3 protein-coding genes and 1 pseudogene are annotated in these 4,928 nt (G+C 56.7%); all 4 read left to right on the plus strand.

What is annotated here, in order from left to right:
* Positions 1–498 (plus strand): annotated as a pseudogene (locus tag BLT65_RS46160) (succinate--CoA ligase subunit alpha); the annotation flags it as partial.
* 914 nt (positions 499–1,412) lie between these two features.
* Positions 1,413–2,048 carry a response regulator gene (locus BLT65_RS46165; RefSeq protein WP_091790699.1) on the plus strand — a complete coding sequence of 212 codons (636 nt, stop codon included), beginning with the start codon at positions 1,413–1,415 and terminating at the stop codon, positions 2,046–2,048.
* Between the two features lie 398 nt (positions 2,049–2,446).
* On the plus strand, positions 2,447–4,009 hold the full coding sequence (locus BLT65_RS46170) for a methyl-accepting chemotaxis protein (protein WP_167306675.1): 1,563 nt from the start codon (positions 2,447–2,449) through the stop codon (positions 4,007–4,009).
* Between the two features lie 281 nt (positions 4,010–4,290).
* Positions 4,291–4,928, plus strand: a 638-nt coding sequence (locus BLT65_RS46175) for a transposase (protein ID WP_143036737.1), incomplete at its 3' end; no start/stop codon positions are given.

Below are 4,928 nucleotides of genomic sequence, written 5' to 3' on the forward strand. Positions count from 1 at the left end.
TGCCCGGGCACGATCACGCCGGACGAACTGAAGATCGGCATCATGCCGGGTCACATCCACCGCAAGGGCCGCATCGGCGTCGTGTCGCGTTCGGGCACGCTGACGTATGAAGCAGTTGGCCAGCTGACCGCGATCGGCCTCGGCCAGTCGTCGGCAGTCGGTATCGGCGGCGACCCGATCAACGGTCTGAAGCACATCGACGTGATGAAGATGTTCAACGACGATCCCGACACGGACGCCGTGATCATGATCGGCGAAATCGGTGGCCCGGACGAAGCGAACGCTGCTTACTGGATCAAGGACAACATGAAGAAGCCGGTGGTTGGCTTCATCGCTGGCGTCACGGCGCCTCCGGGCAAGCGCATGGGCCACGCCGGCGCGCTGATCTCGGGTGGTGCGGATACGGCCGACGCGAAGCTGGAAATCATGGACGCCTGCGGTATCAAGGTCACGAAGAACCCGTCGGAAATGGCGCGTCTGCTGAAGGTCGCGCTCTAATCTGCATTGTTCGGCTCGGGGCCACGACCGCTCCAGATTGTCGTTGGCAATCCAGTTCATTTGCAAAGGAAACCGCCTTACGAGATCACGCCAAAGCGGGGGCTGAAGACCGACCTGTGAATATGGCTAGAGGGTGTCGCTATAGTTGAGTAAATGGGGCATCCACGCGCCTTCGAGCAACAGCAGCCCCTAAACCTATCTCGAGAAGAGACATTTACGTTTGCATCTCAAGTGGTTCGCATCTGCGACTGCCACGCTACCGGATGGCTATCAAGGTCAGGCAGGCTCCGCGAACTGCGCGTTGAATGCAGGACCTTACCAGCCTGAGGGCGTCGTCAAGTAGGTCATGCTTACGTACACGGCACTCGAACACGTCTTCACTTCGTCCGACTCGACGTCGGATCCGACCGCCCTGCCGTGAACCCGGACGTTGAGATTCACGATTCGCTTTACCGGCAATAGGGTCTTCAGAACGGAACGTCTCGTTCATTTTTTGATGCGCGACGAGCCGCAGAGGCGATCAAGGGCGTCCTTTGCTTATGTTCCGGACCGTCATAACCTCACCCATCTTCGACAAGGAGACACCGCTGGCAATTGACCGACTGCAGGTCCTTTCCCCGCACCACACGGGAGGGGCGTTGCGTTCGTGAATGGATGAAAATGCAATAGATTCAAACGCTTGTTGGATGCCAGGCATGACGGTAACGAAGCGCCGACGGACTACGGCATGGCGAACGACATGTATTTTATTCACCACCGAGGGAGATCTCTTCGTCGAGACCACGCCGTCTTTTTGCAGCCGCTGGCCTTGAGCATACCGAACACCTGAATGCTGTACATAACGTGTCCCACGAACTTCAGTCATGACCCGCGGCCAGTGTTGCTCTGGATCGCTTTTTTAAAGGGAGTAGTCGATGATCAGGATCCTGATTGCGGACGAACACGCAATTATCCGTCGGGGGTTGAAACAGATCGTTGAGACCACGACGGATATGGTCGTTGCATGCGAAGCGGCCCAAGGTTTTGAAGTGCTCGACGGACTGCGTGAGGAACCCGTCGACCTGTTGCTACTTGACATGTCAATGCCTGGTATCGCTGGGATTGACTTGATCAGACGCGTCCATGGCGAGCGACCAACGTTACCCGTTCTGGTGCTGACGATCCACAACGAAGCTCATGTTGTCTACCGTGCGCTACGTGCTGGTGCCACTGGTTACGTAACGAAAGACAGCGAACCTGAAGTTCTTCTGGCCGCCATCCGCAAGCTAGCCGGCGGAGGGAGGTTCATCGATCCCAAGCTGGTCGATAAGATGGTTTTCGGGCCCCGATTGGGTGATGCGTCTGCGCAGGAAATCTTGTCAAATCGCGAATTTCAGGTGCTGCAGATGCTTGCCGCTGGCAAGAGTATCAATGAGGTCGCAGCCAATTTGATGCTAAGTGCCAAGACGATCAGCACCCATAAGATGCGCCTGATGCAAAAACTCGGCATCGCCAATAATGTAGAGCTTATCCGTTACGCAGTCAGAAACGAGCTCGCCATCATCGCGTAGTGACCATATAGCCCTCTTTAGAAATCGTCATTCAGTTGCACGCCAAGCCATTTACAGGAATGAGTCGCCACCTGTCTACGACGCTCAACAAAGCGGCAGTCGATACGAAATAGATTTAATTAGCAGCATTTTTATCTGGATGGAGGTCGCCGAGCAACTCAACGCCCTCTGCAGCGATGTCCCGGGCGTTGACCGAGACACGATTCAACGACGAACCGTTCAGCATGCCTTGAAGTTCTTCGATGAATCACTTCGTTGACGGAGGATCTCTGTGTTAACCCCAACCTTCAGCGCCAGCTCCGTTTGCCGATATAGCCGGGTGCAACCATATGCGTTACGCCTCATTGCAGACAGCGTGACACACATCGCAGACCAACGAAGCGTGAATGAGGTATGACATGAACTGGTTTTATAGACTTACCGTGGCGAAGCGTCTCACCATCCTCGTTCTGAGCGCTGCGTCAGGTCTGGCGTTTATGACCGCGATGGCGTTCTACCAGATAAGACAGGTTTACGACGCGGCGACCTATGCAAGCGTGAATACCGTTCCCAGCCTGGTTGTTCTCGATGAAGCGCAAACGAGCTTCGACACCATGAGAGTACTCGTCTATCAGCAGTTGTTGACCACCGACGACGCTGAGAAAAAGCGGATCGAGCAAAAGATGGGTGAACAGCATGAGCGGATCATTGATGCGCTGAAACGGTACGAACCCTTAACGTCGGACGACAAGGACCGGTCGATGCTGTCGGCAGATCAGGAACGGCTAACGAATTTCGAATCGCTGCGTGACAGCGTGCTTGCCCTGTCACGAACCAATACGTCCGCTGCATTCAGCCAGGCACAGACTCAGCTTTTTCCGACTGCGGAAAAGCTCAATGCCGCGATCATCACCCACCGTGCCTATAACGTTCAGCTTGGGCAGCAGGGCAGCGACACCGCGGCACGAATCGTTCATCATGTCCTCGTGGCAATTCTGGTTGCCGCGGGATTGACGCTCGCGATCGCGGCTGCTCTTGGCACACTGATTGTGCGTCATCTGCTTCGTGAGCTCGGCGGAGAGCCAGCGTACGCGGTCGCGGTTGCGAAGCGGATCGCTGAAGGTGATCTTGCCACCGCCGTGCAGACCCGCGCTGGCGACGAATCGAGCCTGCTTGCCGCCATCAGCGCCATGCGCGATAACCTTGAACAGATCGTCGGGCGCGTGCGCACCGGCACGCAGGCAATCGCCAGCGCATCGCGCCAGATCGCGGCAGGCAATCTTGACCTCTCCGCGCGCACCGAGGAGCAGGCCGCTTCGCTTCAGCAGACGGCCGCATCAATGGAGGAACTGACCACGACCGTGCGGAATAACTCGGATAGCGCGGCGCATGCGAACCGGCTGGCCTCATCGGCTTCTGACGTCGCAGCGAAAGGGGGCGATGTCATGTCGCAGGTGATCGGCACGATGCATGAGATCAGTGCATCGTCAAGCAAGGTCGTCGAAATTATCGGGGTTATCGAGGGGATTGCGTTCCAGACGAATATTCTCGCACTGAATGCGGCGGTCGAAGCGGCGAGGGCGGGAGATCAGGGACGCGGATTTGCCGTCGTCGCGTCGGAGGTGCGCAGTCTTGCACAGCGCAGTGCTTCGGCCGCCAAAGATATCAAGGTGCTCATCATGAACTCGGTTTCACGTGTTGAGTCGGGCGGTCAGCAGGTAGAGGTCGCGGGGACGACGATTGGCGAAGTCGTCACGAATGTCAGGCAGGTAGCGGGGATGATCGCCGAGATCGCCGCGGCAGGTCTTGAACAGGGAACTGGGATCGAGCAGGTCAACCAGGCTGTGGCGCAGATGGATCAGGTCACCCAGCAAAATGCAGCACTCGTTGAAGAGGCAGCCGCCGCAGCAGAAAGCCTGCGGCACCAATCACAGGAACTCGAAAGTCTGGTGAGCGTATTCAGGATAGCGTCCATGTCCTGACAATATGCACATTATCGCTGCGCTTGTTCTGATCCGTGAGCCTGACCTCCATTCATTTAGGCGCCTGCTCCCGGCAAAGAGACACCCCAGTTTGATCGTCGGAGAGGGAAACGATCGTCGCGAAAAGCTGGGAACAAGCAAGAAGACTCTATTGGAGTTCGTTCCAGCTTCGGGGTGAACGACTTCATCAACAGATTTCCATGGCGCCGCACCATTTTGTGGACGTGCGGACAAAAACTTGGACTGCCTGGGGGTAGTTCAAGTACTCGTACGAGGACCGCATTCGAGCGGTTCGGCTCTACTTGAAGTTGGGCAAGCGCATCAGAGCGACCATCCGGCAACTGGGCTACCCAACAAAGAATTCCCTTAAAACCTGGCATCGCGTATACGGAGAGTGCCGTGATCTACGGACTGGCTATGTTCGTTCGAGGCCGAGATATTCGGTAGGACAGAAGAAGGCGGCCGTCGATCATTATCTGGGCCATGGCCGTTGTGCTGCTGCGACCTTGAGGGCGTTGGGATATCCGAGTCGGGGGACCCTTGCCGCCTGGATCGAAGAGCTGCATCCTGAAATCGGAAAACGCCTTGTCGGCAGAGCAACTGGCAGCATTCCGAAATCGCCAGCGGTGAAGCAGGCTGCAGTCATTGAACTGTGCACCAGAAAGGAAAGCGTCGGCCTGCTTGCCCAGAAAGCAGGCGTGAGCAGGCCGACGCTTTACAATTGGAAGAACCAGCTACTCGGTCGTGAAGCCCCAGCATCCATGAAACGCCAGAAGAAACCAGCACCGGACAGTGAGCGTCCGAAACTGGAACAGCAGGTCGAATCGCTTCGACGCGACGTCCGGCAACTGCAGCTCGAGCACGACATCCTGAAGAAGGCGAACGAACTGATAAAAAAAGGAATGGGCATCGTCCCGCA

Source organism: Paraburkholderia steynii, from assembly GCF_900100565.1.
GTDB classification, from domain to species: Bacteria; Pseudomonadota; Gammaproteobacteria; order Burkholderiales; family Burkholderiaceae; genus Paraburkholderia; species Paraburkholderia terrae.